The organism is Psychrobacter sp. L7 (genome assembly GCF_002810365.1).
GTDB classification, from domain to species: Bacteria; Pseudomonadota; Gammaproteobacteria; order Pseudomonadales; family Moraxellaceae; genus Psychrobacter; species Psychrobacter celer.
Window position 1 is genome coordinate 282,821 of record NZ_NEXR01000001.1, and the last position, 14,983, is coordinate 297,803.

At 48.1% G+C, this 14,983-nt stretch carries 14 protein-coding genes and 2 tRNA genes; 9 read left to right on the plus strand and 7 right to left on the minus strand.

From position 1 onward, the window contains the following. Nucleotides 1-3: 3 nt before the first annotated feature. Nucleotides 4-1,305 (plus strand): glutamate-1-semialdehyde 2,1-aminomutase, encoded by a 1,302-nt coding sequence (gene hemL / locus CAP50_RS01225; protein WP_075102210.1) that lies wholly within the window; start codon nt 4-6, stop codon nt 1,303-1,305. Between the two features lie 110 nt (nt 1,306-1,415). Here hemL and CAP50_RS01230 read toward each other — a convergent pair whose 3' ends face one another. Further along, nucleotides 1,416-1,751 (minus strand): DUF962 domain-containing protein, encoded by a 336-nt coding sequence (locus CAP50_RS01230; protein ID WP_241900619.1) that lies wholly within the window; start codon nt 1,749-1,751, stop codon nt 1,416-1,418. 510 nt (nt 1,752-2,261) lie between these two features. Here CAP50_RS01230 and ppx point away from each other — a divergent pair. From ppx to CAP50_RS01255, 5 genes are all read left to right on the plus strand, one after another. Further along, nucleotides 2,262-3,788 carry an exopolyphosphatase gene (ppx, locus tag CAP50_RS01235; protein ID WP_100748746.1) on the plus strand — a complete coding sequence of 509 codons (1,527 nt, stop codon included), beginning with the start codon at nt 2,262-2,264 and terminating at the stop codon, nt 3,786-3,788. Between the two features lie 391 nt (nt 3,789-4,179). Beyond that, the gene (locus CAP50_RS01240; RefSeq protein ID WP_100748747.1) at nt 4,180-4,983 is read left to right on the plus strand and encodes an acetyl-CoA carboxylase carboxyltransferase subunit alpha; all 804 of its coding nucleotides are present in this window, start codon (nt 4,180-4,182) and stop codon (nt 4,981-4,983) included. 328 nt (nt 4,984-5,311) lie between these two features. Continuing rightward, on the plus strand, nt 5,312-6,976 hold the full coding sequence (tilS, locus tag CAP50_RS01245; protein ID WP_100748748.1) for a tRNA lysidine(34) synthetase TilS: 1,665 nt from the start codon (nt 5,312-5,314) through the stop codon (nt 6,974-6,976). 202 nt (nt 6,977-7,178) lie between these two features. Further along, on the plus strand, nt 7,179-8,012 hold the full coding sequence (gene proC, locus CAP50_RS01250) for a pyrroline-5-carboxylate reductase (protein WP_100748749.1): 834 nt from the start codon (nt 7,179-7,181) through the stop codon (nt 8,010-8,012). A 131-nt stretch (nt 8,013-8,143) separates the two neighbouring features. After that, complete coding sequence (locus CAP50_RS01255) at nt 8,144-8,713, plus strand: YggT family protein (RefSeq protein WP_075102216.1); 570 nt, start codon at nt 8,144-8,146, stop codon at nt 8,711-8,713. 75 nt (nt 8,714-8,788) lie between these two features. On the opposite strand, the gene CAP50_RS01260 is transcribed toward CAP50_RS01255, so the two are convergent. Continuing rightward, nucleotides 8,789-9,595 (minus strand): hydroxymethylpyrimidine/phosphomethylpyrimidine kinase, encoded by an 807-nt coding sequence (locus CAP50_RS01260; RefSeq protein WP_100748750.1) that lies wholly within the window; start codon nt 9,593-9,595, stop codon nt 8,789-8,791. 436 nt (nt 9,596-10,031) lie between these two features. On the opposite strand from CAP50_RS01260, the gene CAP50_RS01265 reads away from it, so the two are divergent. From CAP50_RS01265 to CAP50_RS01275, 3 genes are all read left to right on the plus strand, one after another. Next, nucleotides 10,032-10,121: transfer RNA gene (locus tag CAP50_RS01265), tRNA-Ser, on the plus strand. Between the two features lie 188 nt (nt 10,122-10,309). Next, nucleotides 10,310-10,386, plus strand: a tRNA-Arg gene (locus CAP50_RS01270). 227 nt (nt 10,387-10,613) lie between these two features. After that, nucleotides 10,614-11,288, plus strand: coding sequence for an RDD family protein (locus tag CAP50_RS01275; protein ID WP_100748751.1), 675 nt, complete (start codon nt 10,614-10,616; stop codon nt 11,286-11,288). Between the two features lie 241 nt (nt 11,289-11,529). Here CAP50_RS01275 and CAP50_RS01280 read toward each other — a convergent pair whose 3' ends face one another. The 5 genes from CAP50_RS01280 to CAP50_RS01295 form a co-directional block, all read right to left on the minus strand. Next, nucleotides 11,530-12,540 carry a calcium/sodium antiporter gene (locus CAP50_RS01280; RefSeq protein WP_100748752.1) on the minus strand — a complete coding sequence of 337 codons (1,011 nt, stop codon included), beginning with the start codon at nt 12,538-12,540 and terminating at the stop codon, nt 11,530-11,532. Nucleotides 12,541-12,555: 15 nt separating this feature from the next. Continuing rightward, the gene (locus tag CAP50_RS12645; protein WP_172953034.1) at nt 12,556-12,726 is read right to left on the minus strand and encodes a hypothetical protein; all 171 of its coding nucleotides are present in this window, start codon (nt 12,724-12,726) and stop codon (nt 12,556-12,558) included. Between the two features lie 117 nt (nt 12,727-12,843). Next, on the minus strand, nt 12,844-13,224 hold the full coding sequence (gene panD / locus CAP50_RS01285; protein WP_075102220.1) for an aspartate 1-decarboxylase: 381 nt from the start codon (nt 13,222-13,224) through the stop codon (nt 12,844-12,846). A gap of 139 nt (nt 13,225-13,363) precedes the next feature. Beyond that, nucleotides 13,364-13,948 (minus strand): aminoacyl-tRNA hydrolase, encoded by a 585-nt coding sequence (pth, locus tag CAP50_RS01290; protein WP_100748753.1) that lies wholly within the window; start codon nt 13,946-13,948, stop codon nt 13,364-13,366. Nucleotides 13,949-14,138: 190 nt separating this feature from the next. Beyond that, entirely contained in the window at nt 14,139-14,813 is a 675-nt protein-coding gene (locus tag CAP50_RS01295) for a 50S ribosomal protein L25/general stress protein Ctc (protein WP_100748754.1), read from the minus strand. Nucleotides 14,814-14,983: the final 170 nt, after the last annotated feature.

Genomic DNA, 14,983 nt, shown 5'->3' on the forward strand with positions numbered 1-14,983 from the left:
TTTATGAGTACTAAAAACGAACAACTATTTGCGCAAGCTCGCAAACATATCCCAGGCGGTGTCAACTCACCTGTCCGTGCCTTTGCTGGAGTAGGTGGTACGCCGATTTTTATGCATCGTGCCAGCGGTAGCAAAATCTATGATACCGAAGACAATGGCTATATCGATTATGTTGGCTCGTGGGGGCCGATGATTTTGGGTCATGCTCATCCAAAGGTGATCGATGCGGTCAAAAAAGCGGCGGATGATGGCCTGAGCTTTGGTACACCAACCCCATTTGAAACCACCGTTGCCGATAAGATCTGCGAGATCGTGCCAAGCGTTGAGATGATTCGCATGACCAACTCAGGCACGGAGGCGACCATGAGCGCCATCCGTTTGGCGCGTGGCTATACGGGACGTGACAAAATCGTTAAGTTCGAAGGCTGCTACCATGGCCATTCAGACAGCTTATTGGTCAAAGCAGGCTCAGGAATGCTCGACATTGGCGAGCCAACCTCAAAAGGCGTGCCAGCGGATTTTGCCAAGCATACCATCACCATTCCTTATAACGATCCGCAAGCGATTAAGGATTGTTTTGAAAAGTGGGGTGATGAGATCGCTTGTGTCATCTTGGAGCCGATCGCTGGCAACATGAATATGGTCGTGCCCACGCAAGCGTTTCACGATACCTTGCGTGCTGAGTGCACTGCCAACGACGCCGTGCTGATCTTTGATGAAGTGATGACGGGTTTTCGTGTCGGTCTTGGCGGCGCGCAGGCACATTTCGGTATCGACCCTGATCTGACCTGTTTTGGCAAAATCATCGGCGCTGGCCTGCCAGTAGGCGCATTTGGCGGAAAAGAGAAAATCATGTCTTGTATTGCCCCACTAGGCGGCGTTTATCAAGCGGGTACGCTATCGGGCAACCCACTTGCCATGCGTGCAGGTATTGCGATGTTTGAGGACTTAACGGTCGCGGGTTTTTATGACGAGCTATCGGCCAAAGTAGATAAGCTAATCAGCGGCTTTCAGGCAGCTGCGGACAAACATGGTATCAATCTACGCACCAATAACGTCGGCGGCATGTTTGGCATGTTTTTTGTCAAAGACTGCGACACTACTGTACCGCAAAACTTCAATGACGTGACGCAGTGTGATATGGAAGCCTTTAACACCTTTTTCCATGGCATGTTAGATCGCGGTATTTATTTGGCACCGTCAGCATATGAAGCAGGCTTTATGTCTATCAAGCACAGCGATGCAGACATCGATGCCTCAATCAAAGCCGCTGACGAGATATTTGCTGAGATGGCAACAGCGTAGTTGCGGTTTTTAGCATGGGTTTGAACGCTCTGAAAATGAGCGCTCTAAAAAGGTCAGTATCATAAATGGTGCTGACCTTTTTTTATGGATATGAATGCGGTGTACAGCCTTTATTTGATTTTATCAAACTTAGCATCTTTTAGGCTCAGTCGGCCGCGCAGTACGTCACTGTACATACGAAAGTCGCTGACAAAGCTTTTTAGTGGAGACTTAAACGACGCGGGTTTGTTTTTTTCAAAGAAAAAATGACCGACCCAGGCACAGGCATAACCTGCGGCGATGCCTTTAAGCAGCGGGGCGGGCGAGCGCGACTTGACCGACTTTGCCAGGCCCAGTAAGCCAAAGCTACTACCTGCGAAGTGCAACCGGCGGCAAGCCATGTTTTGATGCTCATCTAAATAAAAATCATAAAAGCTTTGTTTGGTTGGGCTGACAGCTATCATCATGCTTTTTTTAGCATTGCTGGCCGCTTGAGCATCGGTGTTTTTGGTAGTGTTTTGTATGGTAGTTTGATTCATTTATTTAGCTTCCTTGCTAATCGTTTATTGAGTGTGGACATTAGGGGGCTTTTTGTTTTACTAAAACGGCTAGGCGGTCATTAAGTGACTGTTATTTATTATAATATTGGTCGTTTTTAATGTAGCAAAACGCTATCCTTAACACAAGCAATGGATGTTTATGGCGCATTTGTTATTTTGTCGATGATGCGCTTGCTGCTTAATTAGCATTTGGGTCGCTTGCCAGTGTTTGGCATAAATGCTTTAATGGCGAAAATTGTGTCACTGCTGTCTGTTGGCCTCTCACATTGATGTTGATGGCCCGTTTTTGTCATGTGGTTTTTATAGTTTGGTTATTATAAGGTGTTTGACAGCTTGGCTTTACTTGAGCCAGCCGTTTGACCCAGCGCCGCCCATGTATGTACCTTTTATCTCACTAATATGGTAACGATTTCGCTTATGCCCATTGATTATTTTACAAACCCGCCAATCGCCGACGATGAAATGATGGCCGCCATTGATATCGGCTCCAATAGTTTTCACTTAGCCATCGCTCGTTTAGATCATGGGGAGGTGCGTAAGGTCGTCTCTATGTCAGAAAAAGTGCAGCTGGCCGCGGGGCTGGATGAGCACAACATCCTAAGCGCGGCGGCTGAAAAGCGCGGCCTTGAATGTCTTAGCCGCTTTGTGGCGCGTTTGGATTCGGTGCCGCCTGAGCGTATTCGGGTGGTCGCCACCAACGCCTTGCGCCAAGCCAAAAATGCCAATGACTTTATCAGCCGTGCCAATAAGATTTTGCCCAAGCCTATCGAGATTATCGCAGGACGAGAAGAGGCGCGTTTGATTTATTTGGGCGTTTCACATACCAATGCCAGTAGTGATAAGCGTTTGGTCATCGATATTGGTGGCGGCTCGACGGAGTTTATCATCGGCCAAGAGTTCGACCCGCTACTGACCGAGAGCTTGCAGATGGGCTGCGTGGCCTTTACCCAAAAGTACTTTACTGATGGGCAGATTACCAAAGACGCGTTTACCAATGCCATCGCAGGCGCGCGTAAAGAAGTACTGGCGATCAATGGCCGTTATCAAAAAGTCGGCTGGAGTAGTGTGGTCGGCTCAAGCGGTACCATCAAAGCGGTGCGAAATGTGTTGGTGTCAAAAGGCTGGGCCGATGAGCAAGAGCGCATCACCTATAAAGGGGTGAAAAAACTCGAAAAACTGCTGCTAAAGATCGGCAACGTCGGCGATATCGATTTAGAAGGTGTCAAAGAGCATCGAAAGGCGGTGTTTCCAGCGGGGGTGGCGGTCCTGCGCGCGGTGATGAAAGTGCTGGGCATCGAAACCATCGTCTATTCTGACGGCGCGCTGCGCGAAGGCGTCATGTATGATATGTTGGGGCGTTTTGCGAGTGAAGACGTGCGTGACCGCAGTGTGCTGGCGCTGATCAAACGCTATTCAGGTGACAAAAAACAAGCCAAACAAGTGGTCAAAACCAGTCGGCATTTATTTGAACAAGTCAAAGACACGCTGGGTCTGAGTAGTGATGATGGCGATTTGCTCAGACGGGCGGCGTTTTTGCACGAGATAGGGCTGGCGATCAGTCACAGTAGCTACCATAAGCACAGTGCTTATTTGCTTGAGCACTCAGATATTCCAGGGTTTTCACAGGTCGACCAAAAGCGCATGGCGCAGCTGATGCTCAATCACCGCCGTAAGCTAAAAGCCGATATGTTGGAGCAGACCTGTACCATCGGCGGCAACCAGTTGGTCTATCTGTGCTTGCTCCTGCGCTTGGCAGTATTGGCGCATCACAGCCGCAGCGACCATGAGCTACCAGCATTACAGCTCGCTGTCGTCGATGATCACTGCTGGCAGATCACGGTTGCCGATAGTAGTGAGCACTATGCGTTTTTGTTGCCAGATTTGCATACCGAGATTGAGCAGTTTGCCAAATGGGGTATCAAGCTTAGCGTGATAGAGGTCTGATGGCTCTAGCATTTATGACTATAGTTAGTTCGAAATAAAATCGATACGCTCATATAAACGTGCAACTGGTACAAATTTTCCTTGCTTGCTGTGTCTACGCTGACAGAGGCTACGCAAAATTCATACCAGCTGCACTATATCGGTTTTAAAGTGAATTAACCATATTATTATGCCAGATGACGGACACCATCGACGTATCAATGTGCCTTACCGGTGGCATGTGCCCTATCGTTAGTAAGGTGGTTTACAGATCTAGGTAACAAAAGCCGCTTTGACAATAATGTCATGCCATTTAAGATGTGCTACTATAGCTTCTATTGAGTTTACAACTGTACTTTTATTATCAAAAACCGATAACATTATTGAGTATAATTATTAAAGGGAAGCATTTATGAGCACTGTCTGGGATAGTGTGCAGCTTGCACGGCACGCTAAGCGTCCATTGTTTATGGACTATGTCAATCAGCTGTTTACCGAGTTTGATGAATTACATGGCGACCGCGCGTTTGCTGATGACAAGGCCATCGTAGGTGGTCTGGCGCGTTTTGAGGGTCAGCCTGTGATGGTCATCGGTCAGCACCGTGGTCGCAGCACTCGTGAGCGTATCGCCCATAATTTTGGTATGGCCAATCCTGAGGGTTATCGTAAAGTTATTCGTTTGGTAAAAATGGCTGAGCGTTTTAATATTCCGGTGATGACCTTTGTCGATACCCAAGGCGCGTACCCAGGAGTGGGCGCAGAAGAGCGCGGCCAAGCACAAGCCATCGCGGAGAGTATCGCAGTCTTCTCTAGTTTACAAGTTCCTATCATCGTGACCATCATCGGTGAAGGCGGCTCAGGCGGTGCGCTGGCCATCGGCGTGGGTGACAGGGTCAATATGCTACAAAACAGTATCTACTCGGTCATCTCACCTGAAGGCTGCGCTTCTATCTTATGGAAGACTGCCGAAAAAGCCCAAGACGCCAGTGAAGCGTTGAAGCTAAACGCGGTAAACCTGCATCAAATGGGTCTGATTGATGCGGTCATTGAGGAAGGTGAGGGCGCGCACGTCCAGCCGCAGCCTGTCATGGATGCACTAAAGTCCTTGCTCACTGAGCAATTAAAAGCGCTCAATGAGATGGATGTTGAAACCCGCTGCGCGCTGCGTTATGAAAAGCTCAAATCCTTTAACTCTGAAGTGATGCTGCCTTGCTGATTTATTGATGAGTCATATCGCAAAATAAAAGTGCTAAAATAAAAACGTGTCATTATATGGCGCGTTTTTTTATGCATAGGTGATTTAGAAGAGGTGGTTTATAAGATTTTGAGCCAATAAATTATCCAATCATCTAAGCGCTCAGACATTCTCCGCTACTTTTTAACTACTACGATTTAAACACTTTAAAAAAATAACTTTGCATTGAGTGACTTAATCGCCATGTATCTGACGTATTTGGACTTTACTATAATTAGCAGCATAATTTCTATACGACGTATATATGTTAAGGCTCATAATATTTTGATTGGTACAGACAAGGCTGATTATGACCAGTAGCGCAATTATTCCCTCTCCTATTAAGCCCATAGCGACGCTACCAATTGACGAAGGTTTGGCGCAGGCATTGCTGAGTAGTCTGACAGAATACGGCGCGCAGCTGCATGGCCGGCGTGTCTGGCTGGCCTGTAGTGGTGGGCGAGACTCTTTAGCGCTGGCGGCGCTGTGTGTCCAGCTATATCATCACGGCCGCTTGCCGTTTTTGCCGCAGTTGCTGCACGTCGATCATGGCCTGCAAGCAGATAGCAGCGTCTGGGCGCAGCACGTCGCGCGTTGGGCCACCGCGCAAAATATGCCTTGTCAAATCTTGCGCGCACAGGTCAAAGGTCAAGACGAGCAGGCAGCACGGCTCGCCCGCTATGAGGTGATGCGCGCCGTACTCAACACCGACGATGTACTGATGCTTGCGCATCATGCTGATGATCAAGCCGAAACGATACTGATGCGGCTGATACAAGGCGCTGGGGTCAATGGGCTATCAGGGATGCAGCCGTGGCGCACGCAAACACAAAGTGGCCGGCGCAACGCACTGTGGCGGCCATGGTTGACTGCCAAACGCAGTATGATCAGCCGTTATGCGCAGCGTCTACAACTCCCCTATATTGATGACCCAACCAATGAGGCAGGAGACAACGTCCGTAGTGGTCTGCGCCGCGATATCATGCCAGTTTTGGCCACGTACAATCCAAACGTTATTGATAATATCGCTCGTAGCGCCCAGCTATTAAGTGACGCACAATCCATCATCAATGATCAGGCAATAGAGGATCTGCAGCGGGTAGCAGTCAGTGACTTGCAGCTCGCGTCCGCCCAGCGGGTACTAGATATAGCAGTGCTAAACACGCTGTCGCCATACCGTCAGCGCCAATTGCTGCATCATTGGCTTACTCAAGATGAGCCATTACCACCCACAAAGCAGCTGGTAGATGAAGTATTCGACCTTAGCCGGCGTCAGGACTCTAATCACCAAACTTCGCTTTTTTGGCAAGCGGGTCTACAGTCTTACGTCATTCGCCGTTATCGTCAGCGGCTGTATCGCATAAGTAGCGACTGGCTGGATTGGCTGACATTACCGCTGGGTAAGGTGGAGCATGTAATCTCTGATCTGACAGCTGAAATAGCTAGTACACCTGCTATCAGACAGCAGCCTATCTTGATGACATTACGCAGTGACACATATTTCGTTTGGCAAGCCAAGATTTGGCCTCATGCTTTGGCTGCTTTATTGGGTGGTGATAGAAGCGGCAGTGCTACGTTAAGCAAGGACACGTTAAGCAAAGGTACACTAAGAGATAAGCTTGCCAACCATCAGGGTACCATTCGTCTCTCGTTTGCACCGTTGGCGCGGCAGCAGCGTGTGCGCACGGTGTCCATGCCGCGACCACAAGCGGGCAAAAAACTATATCAAACGCTGGGCATACCAGTATGGCTGCGTGAAAGCTTGGTGATAGTAAGCGTCGACTGTAGGCATTTAAAAGACGGGCAAGACGATCTGATCGAAAACGCAGCTGCCGTGCCTATCTTATTGCTGTCGCCTTTTGATTGTTGGATATTGCACACAGATATCATGCGCGTAGAGAGTAATCATCCGGCGGCGTTTGATGAGATAGCTGAGGGTGTCGTCAGTCAGATTATGATACAAAAAGCGCGCTAGACAACAAAGCCAGCAACACCAAAGCAACACCAAAGTCCGTCCAAATAGAGGCGATAACTCTATCAGTCAATGAGGCAGCAAGCGGGCAAGTAAGCCGCTGAATTTATCAAACGATGCCAGTAGCAGTATGGTAAACTGAGTGTCATTTTCCCTAGCAGTATGTTAGTTTGAATACTTTTGGATTTTTGCGTAGGAGACAAGTATGTCAGTATTAGATAATAAAAAAATCAGCTTTATCGGTGGCGGCAACATGGCGCAGGCTCTGATTAGTGGGCTTGTCAGCTGCGGTGTGGAGCCAAGCTTGATTACAGTTGCTGACCCTAGTAGCGAGGTGCGCGAGCAGCTATCTGCTAAAGGGCTAAACGCTGTCGACCCAACCGCTGATGCTACCGCTGCTGTTATCGGTGCTGACATCGTGGTATTGGCTGTCAAGCCGCAAGTGATGAAAGCGGTGGTGCGCGGCTTTGCCGCTGCGCTAGATCAGCAGCTGGTGATTTCGGTCGCGGCAGGTCTGTCGACGGCTTTATTGACAGACATGCTCGGCGGCTATAGCAATATCGTGCGCGCGATGCCAAACACACCGGCGATGATTCAGATGGGTGCGACTGGCCTATATGGTACAGACGCTATCTCTGCAGAACAAAAGCAATTGGCAACGGCGGTGATGGAAGCATCAGGGTTAGTCATGTGGGTCGATGATGAAGCACATATGCATGCGGTCACGGCCGTTTCAGGCTCAGCGCCTGCTTATATGTTTTACTTTATCGAGTCGATGGTTGATGGTGCAGTCGCGCTGGGGTTGAATAAAGAGCAAGCGTCAGCACTGGCCATGCAGACTATGCTAGGCGCGGCAAAAATGGCGATGAATAGTGATGACGCACCAGCCGAGCTGCGCCGTAAGGTCACCTCGCCAAATGGTACGACGCAAGCGGCCGTCGAGTCTATGCAAGCCAACGAGATTGGTCGTCAAATCATTGAAGCCATGCAAGCCTGCTACGATCGCAGCCAAGCGCTGAGCGAAGAGATGAGTAAATAATCGCTGACTGCTGTTATCTATCTTGGGATATGTCAGACACGACGGCATATCTCACTTTTAATCAAAAAACGCCTGATAAAGACATTCGTCTTCTTAAAATCCGTTAATAACGTCACATTGAGTAGCGCTTCATGAACAACATGTTATTTCAAATCTTTGATTTGGTCACCACTTTCGCCATGATGTTGGTGTTTATTCGTTTTATGCTGCAGTTTGCTGGTATGGATGCTCGTAACCCCATGATTGCCCCTGCCTATAAAGCGACCCATATCGTCGATGTGTTTGGGCGTATTTTTCCGACCGTCGCGCAAGGCCGAATCAGCATCGCTGCCATTGTATTGATGTTTTTGATTCGTCTGATCGACATCTCTGGCAAAGCCGCTTTGATGCATAAAGGCATTGCGCCGGTGCCGTTGTTTTTTACGGGCACCACCAGCTTATTATTAGACTTTTTGCGTATGTGTCGCTACTTGGTCATCGGCTCTATTATCGTCAGCTGGATTGTGGTATTTACTCAGTCTCAGCATCCAATTATCGGTATTATCATCAGTCTGGCGGAGCCTATTTTGGCACCGTTTCGCCGCATCACGCCAAACTTAGGCATGTTTGATTTGTCACCGATGGTGGCTTTTTTGGCGTTTTATTTACTTGAGATATTCATCGGTGGTTTGGCCGCCAGCTTTATGCCAATGTTGGGTTAACACTAGGGCGCTGCGCTGTTAACTAGCCTGAGTAAAGGGCGCTCTATCGATATAGAGCGCCCTTTTTGTATATATTTATTGGATTTGTGAATAATTGACAAAACGATTGGGTATCAGTTGGGCGGCGGCGTCGTCAGGGTGCGGGACGTCAGCGGCGCGTAGCGTCTGAGTGATCCAGTTATCTGCCGCTTTGACGGCGTCAACCAGCGCATCGCCCACGGCTAAGCGTCCAGCGATAAAGCTGGCAAGCGAGCAGCCAGAGCCATGAAACTCACCTTTTAGGCGCGGCAAAATACTCTGATGTACCATCTCACCATTGATATACAGATACTGCTCGATATCGCCGCTGTCGAAGTCATGGGAGGTTTTTACCAAGACGGCACGGGTGCCTTGCGCACACAGTTTTCGTGCAGCGACATGTAGGTCTTGCTCGCCGCTTAGCGCACGCAGCTCATGCGTATTGGGGGTGATTAAGGTCGCGTAGGGGAGCAGCTTGCGAAAGGCGGTGACCAAGGTCTGCTCATTGCCCAAGCTGCCGCCGCTATTGGCGACCAGCACAGGGTCTAAGACAAACGGCGTGTCAGCGTCGATGGTTTGCTTGGCAAACAGCTCTGTAAGCATGGCGATATTGTCAGTGGTGCCAAGCATGCCGGATTTTATGGCACGGACCGGCAGATCTTCGAGCACGGCGATGGCTTGATCTTTGACCAAACTGGCCGCACACGCCTCAAACCCATACACCTGCTGCGAGCTTTGGATGGTGATGGCGGTACAAGCGATGGCGGCATGGGCGCCGGCTTGGCCGATGGCCTCGATATCCGCTTGTAGCCCAGCACCGCCTGAGGGGTCCAATCCTGAAAAACACAGTACCACGGGTCGCATAACATATCCTTTTATTTATAAGAGCTATCAGAAAACTGATAAATACTATAGCCAGCCAATAAGCAAAAAGCCAGTATCAGCATAGCGTTAACCTGTTTTAAAACAAGTAGCGTTCTACAGACATAAAAAGTGCCAGTTTTGTGTTGCATTGATTGTACTTATGGCAGGTGGTTCATTCAAACAAACCAGCCTATTGCAGCCTTGTGTATAGGAGGTCTCTGATGTACAGATTTGGGCAGTATTGTTGGGCACAATGAGCGATAAAAGCATTTAAATCAATAATTATCATAAAAGCGAGATTAAATCTGCCGACAAGGCTTGCAATTCGTTTTGGCTTTGTTATAATACTCGCCCACGACATAAGACGTATCGTTAGCATCGATACTGTATTTATAAGGCTGTTTTTGAACAGTATTATAAGTGTCTTACTTCGTTCGGTGAAGTGGGTGAGTGGCTGAAACCAGTTCCCTGCTAAGGAACCATACGTGTAAGCGTATCGAGGGTTCGAATCCCTCCTTCACCGCCATTTATTTTGTTGTTATAATAGTGCTAACGCAGTATATCGACGATAAATGATTTTTTAGCGATGACTTCAAAAAATAATTTGAAATTATCTTAAAAAATCAGTTGACATAAGCGATATTATCTATATAATGACCAACCTAATTTACTGCAATTGTTATTAAACACTGTAGTGAATGATATGCAAAATACGCGCCTGTAGCTCAGTTGGATAGAGCACTTGGCTACGAACTAAGGGGTCGGGAGTTCGAATCTCTCCAGGCGCACCATTTGCATACTAGCTTACCTTTTTAAGGTTTAAGCAAAACCTAAAATAATCGCCTGTCTTATGACACTTTGGCGATTTTTTTGTGTCTGTCTTTTTTATATCTATCATTTGCGCACAATACATACCAGTAGCACGTGGCGCATATGTCTTTAATCATCAAAGGTACGATAAGCGTTTGAATTACGGTACAATAGCGCTACTATTCACTGCTTGCTATGAGCTTGTACCATGTCAAAAAGTTTATCCAAACGCCCGCCAAAAACTGCGTCCAACCCCTCTGCGCCTAAACCCTCTGCACCCGGTGCGCCTGTGCAGCAAGACCCAAATGAAGCACCTAGCATTGCCAAACCCTTAACTCGGGTGGTGGCGATTTTGTATGATGGTATGCTGATTTTGGCGCTGTTGTTTTTGGTCGGTACGATGTTGACGGTGATTGGGACTTTGCTGACCATGGAGACTGGTACCGAATCGTCGCAAGCGCAGTCGCTACCGACTTGGTATCAAAACCTTGTCATGACGCCGGCCTTTGTTTTGACCTTGGTGGCGTTTTATGGGATATTTTGGCGACGCGGCGGCCAGACCCTTGGCATGCAGACATGGCGGCTAAAGACCGTCAACAATGCTGGGCATTTATTGACTTGGGGGCAGTCGTTTAAACGCATATTGGCGGCTTGTTTGATGCCGTTGCTGTTTGGTGTCATCGGTAGCCTGATCGGTGGTTCGCGCACGATTATGCTAACCAGTGCGTTCTTGGGTTTAATTTTTAATTACGTGTTTTGTTTGTTTAATCGCCGCGGTCTTGCCGTACAAGATATGCTCTCAAACTCCATTACTCTTAAGATGCCAAAAGTGGCGCATGAGGGACTATGGCGCGGTTTTAAAAACCGTAAGAAAAATCAATAACTGTGAGATTGTATAGTCGATTCTAAATAAAACAGATACATTATATGTCAACGTGGAACTGGGATAAATTTTCCTTGCGTGCTGTGCCTACGCCGACAGAGGCTGCGTAAAATTTATCCCAGTCCCACTGTATCGTTTTTATACTGAACTCACTATATGATAAGCGTCATTTGTGCCGCTTATCATACAGGGGTGATAAAGCGCTGGCAGTTAGCACACCTACCTCGATCTCATCTTCTCTCTACATGTTGACGGTTTGCATCAGCCACAGTGTGTAGCCGACAAAAAACAGCATCAACGCCGCACCTGAGCCCCGGCTAAAGGGGCGATGTCTGATAAAAGCGGCGCCGCACAGCACGACAAGTAGCAGCGTAATTGCACTCATCGCCAGCACATCACGCGACAAAATAATCGGACTGGCGCTAATCGGAGCGATCAAGGCTGCCAGACCCACCACGCCTAAAGTGTTGAAAATATTAGAGCCGATGATGTTGCCCAGTGCCATATCGTGTTCGCCTTTGCGCGCCGCTGATAGGCTGGCCACCAGCTCAGGCAAAGACGTGCCGACGGCGACGATGGTCAGACCGATAATCAGCTCGCTCAATCCCCATAGCGTCGCCAACTCTACTGCACCCCAGACGATGGCGCGCGAGCTGGCCACCAGCATGGTCAGTCCAAGGAACAATGCCCACAAACCACGCAGCAAGCTTGGCTCACTATTTGCTGCGCTCAGCGCGTCATCCACTGCGCGGTGCTCTACAATCTTATTATCATCGATATCATCAACCTTATGTGAGCTGCCTTCTCGCAAGCTCAGCACGATCTGGATGCCTAAGACCACGACCAATAGTGCTAAGAGTGCCAGTCCATCAACGATACTCAGCTGCCCGTCACGCAGCTGCCACGCGGCCAAAGCGGTAATGATGAGCAATATTGGCAGATCGCGTTTTATGATGCCTTTATGGATGATTATGGGGCTTATTAGGGCAGTTGCGCCCAGTACCAAGGCGATATTGATGATGTTTGAGCCATAGGCATTACCCAGTGCCAGCTCCGGACTGCCTTCTAAGGCGGCCAGTACCGACACCACCATTTCGGGTGCAGAAGTGCCAAGACCCAAAATAATGACCCCAATCAAAAAACTGGGTACATTGAGTTTTTTTGCCAGCGCCGTGGCACCATCAATAAAAACGTCTGCACTCCATACCAAAATTGCCAAGCCGATCAATACAGCAGTAACTGCCAACCACATCAGTATGTTTCCTTATCAATGAATCATGACACCAAACTCAAAAAACACGCCAACCCCTGTCAAGCCGTTAAAACTTGTCAAACCGTTAAAAATAGGTTTATCTACAAAGTAGCTGGCAGGTATTGTCCAGCGCCGCCCATCTTTAAGTTTGGAGAAAAATATAAATGTGCCAGATAAAAATGGCACAAAAAAAGCTGAATCCTCTGTAGAGTCAGCTTTTATGTACGATAGTCATATATATGCCCTGACGGCTGACAGCGGTGACGTCTGATATGGGTCAGCAGCGCTTGGAGCGTCAGGCGCTTAAGCCACTTGTACAGGGATAATATTGGCGGTGTCTTTTACCGTGTTGTCTTCGTTGCAGTAAACCAGTTTTGGCTGGTAGGTCGCAGCTTCTGCTTCATCAAAGTGCGCATAAGCACAGATAATGACGATATCACCTAAGTCTGCCATATGAGCAGCAGCACCATTTAATGAGATGATACCAGAGCCTGCCTCGGCGCGAATCGCATAAGTACGAAAACGCTTGCCATTGGTGACATTATAGATGTCGATTGATTCGTTTTCGCGCAGACCGGCGAGGTCCAATAAATCACCATCGATACCGCATGAGCCTTCGTAGTGCAGCTCGGCATGAGTGACGCGGGCACGATGTAATTTGCATTTAAGCATATTAAGTAGCATAAGTTGCTTCCTTAGCGTAACAAAGATTAATGAACGAAATCATCATGTTAGTGGGGACGATTTTGTCAAAATAAAAGACTACTATAAAGTATCACGTAACAAGCCCAGCGGTAAAAACCCAGCGGTAAAGGTCTGGCCGTTATGATTCGGGCAGTTTAAAGCCATTAATTTGGGAACGGGCTTTTTCGATATCGCCGCCTAACAGCAATGGCAACGCATCAAACGCGGCGCTCAGAGCACTGTCGATGGCAATCTGCTCATCAGGTGAGGCCTTTGAGAGGACATGTCCACTGACCTTTGATTTGTGACCTGGATGCCCGATACCGATACGCAGTCGATGAAAGTCGTTGCCGATATGCGGGGTGATATCGCGCAGACCGTTATGGCCGCCATGGCCGCCATTGGTTTTGAGCTTGATACTACCCGCTGGAATATCCAGCTCGTCGTGCGCGATCAACAGCTCATCGTTGTCGATGCCATAAAAGTTGACCATCGGTACCACCGATTGACCCGATTTGTTCATAAAGGTCGATGGCATCAGCAAGCGTACATCAGCGCCATGAATCTGTCCGCGTCCCGTTATCCCATGAAACTTTTTGTCAGGAGAAAGGGCGATATTGAACTGCTGCGCCAAATGATAGACAAACCAAAATCCTGCATTATGACGCGTAAACATATACTGCTGACCGGGATTACCAAGACCGACAATAAGCTTTATGGCCATAAAAACATCCTGCTTAAATGTGATAAATGAGCGTAAGGTTGATTGTGCTGTCGTTTATGTCTGACAGCACTGTGATGCTCAAACCCTACTTACAAAAACAGCAGGAGATATACATCACCTGCTGTTTTTTTTGACGAAACGAACCTATCAGCAGGTCGACGGCATAGTGCCACGACCTAGCGGTCGTTTATTATTCGCCGTCTTTGTTTTCAGCGCCTTGCTCGGTCGCAGGTACGTCAGCTGCATCGACTTCGTCAGCATCTTCGTCAACTTCTTCAACCGTTGGTGGCTGCATGTTAACGATAGTACGGTCGTGTGCATCTTCCATATCAAGTTCGAAGATGATAACACCTTCTGGTAGTTTGATGTCTGATAGACGGAATAGATCGCCGATTTCCATGCCTGATACGTCAACTTCTAGGTATTCAGGTAGTTGTGATGGTAGGCAAACGATTTCGATGTCAGAGACGAGGGTAGACAAGATACCGCCAGCTTTTGTACCTGGTGCTTCTTCACGGCCAGTGAAATGCACAGGAACATTCATGTTGATTTTCTGACCTTTTACAATGCGCTGGAAATCAGCATGCATTGGGAAGCCTTTAGCTGGATGGCGTTGTAGGTCTTTGATAACGACCTGATGCGCTTCGCCATCGACATTTAGCGTCAAGATGTGTGAGAAAAACGCTTCAAATTCAAGAGACTTAACCAGCTCATTGATTTTGATAGAAACCGCAGTTGGCTCTTCGTCACCACCATAGATGATAGCAGGTACTAGGTTCTGCTTACGTAGGCGGCGGCTCGCACCTTTACCTTGCTGTTCTGCAGAACGGGCAACTGCACTTAGTTCGAAATGATTAATACTCATGGATATAATCCTATAAAAAGATAAATGAAGTGTCTGGTCATAAAAAAGTGGATTTGCGACCAATCCACTAATACGTGATGAAAGCTCGATGACCGGTCATCAATGACGCTGACAACCAAGAAACAGAGCAATATATTTGCCGTCATCGTTTACTGACAAATATCAGCAAA

Coding starts and splice junctions, on each gene's coding strand:
- CAP50_RS01260 (WP_100748750.1), bottom strand. CDS start 9,595: ATGCGACCCGTGGTACTGTGTTTTTCAGGATTGGACCCCTCAGGCGGT.
- CAP50_RS01230 (WP_241900619.1), bottom strand. CDS start 1,751: ATGATGATAGCTGTCAGCCCAACCAAACAAAGCTTTTATGATTTTTAT.
- tilS (WP_100748748.1), top strand. CDS start 5,312: ATGACCAGTAGCGCAATTATTCCCTCTCCTATTAAGCCCATAGCGACG.
- CAP50_RS01255 (WP_075102216.1), top strand. CDS start 8,144: ATGAACAACATGTTATTTCAAATCTTTGATTTGGTCACCACTTTCGCC.
- CAP50_RS01240 (WP_100748747.1), top strand. CDS start 4,180: ATGAGCACTGTCTGGGATAGTGTGCAGCTTGCACGGCACGCTAAGCGT.
- panD (WP_075102220.1), bottom strand. CDS start 13,224: ATGCTACTTAATATGCTTAAATGCAAATTACATCGTGCCCGCGTCACT.
- ppx (WP_100748746.1), top strand. CDS start 2,262: ATGCCCATTGATTATTTTACAAACCCGCCAATCGCCGACGATGAAATG.
- hemL (WP_075102210.1), top strand. CDS start 4: ATGAGTACTAAAAACGAACAACTATTTGCGCAAGCTCGCAAACATATC.
- CAP50_RS01280 (WP_100748752.1), bottom strand. CDS start 12,540: ATGTGGTTGGCAGTTACTGCTGTATTGATCGGCTTGGCAATTTTGGTA.
- proC (WP_100748749.1), top strand. CDS start 7,179: ATGTCAGTATTAGATAATAAAAAAATCAGCTTTATCGGTGGCGGCAAC.
- CAP50_RS01295 (WP_100748754.1), bottom strand. CDS start 14,813: ATGAGTATTAATCATTTCGAACTAAGTGCAGTTGCCCGTTCTGCAGAA.
- CAP50_RS01275 (WP_100748751.1), top strand. CDS start 10,614: ATGTCAAAAAGTTTATCCAAACGCCCGCCAAAAACTGCGTCCAACCCC.
- pth (WP_100748753.1), bottom strand. CDS start 13,948: ATGGCCATAAAGCTTATTGTCGGTCTTGGTAATCCCGGTCAGCAGTAT.